The following is a 3,014-nucleotide window of genomic DNA, read 5'->3' as shown; positions in this document are numbered from 1 at the left end:
GAGCCAGTAGCCGGGCTCAGCACCGCTCAGCCAGAACGGCGGCAGGCGTTCGAACATCAGGTCCTGCGCCAGTGGGTCCTGTGGTGCGACCAGCGGCGCGAAGATCGCGGCAAGGAGCGCGAGCAATAGCCAGCCGCCAGCCAGCCACAGGCGTGCCCGCGACCCATGTCTTGAAATGCGGGCCTCATCCATGGCGCAGCCTCGGATTGAGCAGCGCATACATCATGTCGACGGCAAGGTTGATCAGCACGAACAGCAGCGCGAACACCAGCACAATGCCCTGGATCAGCGGCAGGTCGCGATTGATGACGGCGTCGATCGCCATATTGCCGAGGCCTTCATAGGAAAACAGCCGTTCGACGATGACCGTGCCGCCGATCAGGAAGGTGAACTGCACGCCGACCAGCGTCAGCGTCGGCAGCGCCGCGTTCTTCAGCGCCTCGCGCAGGATGACCTGCGTTTCCGAAAAGCCCTTTACCCGCGCCAGCACGACATAGTCGAGGTCGAGCACTTCTTTCAGCGACTGTTTCAGCAGCTGCGAGATGATCGCGGCCAGCGGCAGCGCCAGCGCAATCGCCGGCATCAGCATGTGTGCCAGCAGGTCCCTGGTCAGGTCGAAGCGCAGCCGTACGATGCTTTCGAACAGATAGAATTGCGTGGCGAAGGGCAGGTCGAGCTGCGGCGACACCCGGCCGGAAATGTCGAAGATAGGCACCAGCACGCCGAACAGAAGAATCAGTACCAGGCCCCACAGGAAATCGGGAATCGAGAGCGCCGCACCGCTGGCAATGTCGATGCCGGCTTCGACCGCGGTGCCGCGCTCGCGCGCGCCGAGGATCGCCGTCGTGCCGCCGATCGCCAGCGCCATCAAAAGCGCGACGATCGCGAGTTCCAGTGTCGCCGGGAGGCGATTGAACACCAGCCCCAGCACATCCTGCCGCAGCGAAATCGACGTGCCGAAATCACCCCTGACGACACCGGCCAGCCAGATGAAGAATTGCTGGACGATGGTCTTGTCGAGCCCGTAAAGCGCGCGCAACCGCGCGACGTCGGCATCGGTCGCGCCGGGCGGCAGCATCATCGCGATCGGATCGCCGGGCGCGACGCGGATGACGACGAAGACGACGACGGCCACGCCGAACAGCGTGATCGCCATCGTCAGAAGACGGATCAGGAATCTTTGCAGCAGCATGGGCGCCCGTGGCGGAAAATGCGCGTCGTCATGCCGGACGGCGCGCGGCAAGCCGAAGACTGTTTCAGGCCGGGCTCATCAGCGCCGGCAGAAGTGCGCCGGACACATGCTGCACGACATTGACGCCCTTGGCATGCACGATTGGTTGCGCATACTGGATCAGCGGCAGCACATAGGCCTGTTCGGCGATGTATTTGTCGACGGCCTTCCAGCCGGCAATGCGCTTGGCCTCGTCCTTCTCGCCCCACAATGGATTGATCATGTCGATCAGATCCTGGCTGTCCCACACCGAATGCGGGCTTGGGCCATACATGGCAAAGCCGGTCGAAGTGGTGGGGTCGCCGATGGCGTTGCCCCAATTGTAGAAAGCCGTCGGCGCAAGCTTGTCGGCGGCGCGCAACTCGTAGTGCTTGGCGATCTCGTACACCTCGATCGTCGCCTCGATACCGACCTTGCGCCACATGCCGACGATCGCCTGGATCATCTCGTAGTCCTTGGGCTTGAAGCCCTTGGTCGTCTGTATCGTGAACTTGACCGGCTTTTCCGGCGAATAGCCGGATGCGGCCAGCAATTCCTTGGCCTTTTCTAGGTTGTGCTCGACCTTGATCGACGCATCGTAGGCGGCGTATTCCGGCGTCTCCAGCGTATCGATGGGCTGGCCGTAGCCGCGCAGCAATCGATCGACCAGCAGCTTCTTGTCGACCGCCATCACCGCCGCCTGGCGCACGTTCTTGTCCAGCATCACGTCGATGTCATTGAAGAAGATCATGCCGATGTCGGAAACATTCTTGCATGAGCCGGCAAGCCCGTCCTTGGCGATCAGGCGGTCATATTCCTCATAAGGAATTTCCAGCGTCACCTGCGAGGAACCGGACTCGATCTCGGCGACGCGGCTCGCCGCATCGGTGACAAACTTGATCGTCACGTTTTCGAAGGCCGGCTTGCCGCCCCAGTAGTTCGGGTTGGCCTTGAGCCGCAGGAAGGCGTTGCGCTCGAATTTGTCGACCATATAGGGCCCGGTGCCGATCGGAGCTTTCTCGAAGCCTTCGGCGCCGACCTTTTCATAATAGGCCTTCGGCATGATGTAGCCGGTGAGGAACGACATCCACTTGAAATACACCGGGTCGAATTGCACGACGTCGCCGGTGATCTTGTTGCCGTCGATCTTGAAGTTGTTGACGTTCTTCCAGACGAACTGGATCGGGTTGCCGGTCTTTTCGTCGCCCGCCCGCTGCAGCGACCAGACCACGTCTTCGGCCGTAAATGGCGAGCCGTCATGCCATTTCACGCCCTCGCGCACCGTCATCATGATCTTGCTGCGATCCTCGTTCCAGCCCCATTCGGTGAGCAGGCCGGGCGCGAAAGAAAGATCCGGCTTCTGCGGGATGAACTGGTCGAACACCGATTGGTAGAGACCCTGGATGGTCGGGTTGACCGCCGAAGGCCCGGTGGTCGGGTCCCAGGACGGCAGGTTGACATTGTAGGCGATGGTCAGTTCGCCGGCAGCCTTGGCGATTTGCGGCAGGCCGAGCGCCGTGGCGCCAAGTGCGGCCGCGCCATATCCGAGCAATTCTCGTCTGTTGATTGTCATGGTCCTTCCCCTGTTGCTTTTATGCGCGGTGTCGTTGTCAATCGGTGGGTTCAGGCTCCTTGGGCAACCGCGCCTTGTCCTCCTTCACCCTGGATGAAAAATGGAGCCTACCTCCCGCCAAGTTGTTGCGCGAGCATGAAGCCCGACGCCGCCCCGGTGCCGGCGCCCGGCCATGTTGCCGCCCCGGTCAGGTGCAGATTGCCGACCGGCGTGTTCCAGCCGGCGTAACCG

2 protein-coding genes and 1 pseudogene are annotated in these 3,014 nt (G+C 62.0%); all 3 read right to left on the bottom strand.

All coding sequences use genetic code 11. The annotated features are described in order from the left end of the window. Positions 1-192: pseudogene (locus E5W70_RS07595) on the bottom strand (ABC transporter permease); the annotation flags it as partial. Continuing rightward, on the bottom strand, positions 185-1,192 hold the full coding sequence (locus tag E5W70_RS07590) for an ABC transporter permease (protein ID WP_292656006.1): 1,008 nt from the start codon (positions 1,190-1,192) through the stop codon (positions 185-187). The pseudogene E5W70_RS07595 and the gene E5W70_RS07590, both read right to left, overlap by 8 nt. Before the next feature lie 64 nt (positions 1,193-1,256). Further along, complete coding sequence (locus E5W70_RS07585; protein WP_292656002.1) at positions 1,257-2,783, bottom strand: ABC transporter substrate-binding protein; 1,527 nt, start codon at positions 2,781-2,783, stop codon at positions 1,257-1,259. Between the last annotated feature and the right edge of the window lie 231 nt (positions 2,784-3,014).

The organism is Mesorhizobium sp. (assembly GCF_005063415.1).
GTDB lineage: Bacteria > Pseudomonadota > Alphaproteobacteria > Rhizobiales > Rhizobiaceae > Mesorhizobium.
Note: the sequence above shows the minus strand (reverse complement) of the source record. Positions and strands in the feature narration are given on the sequence as shown.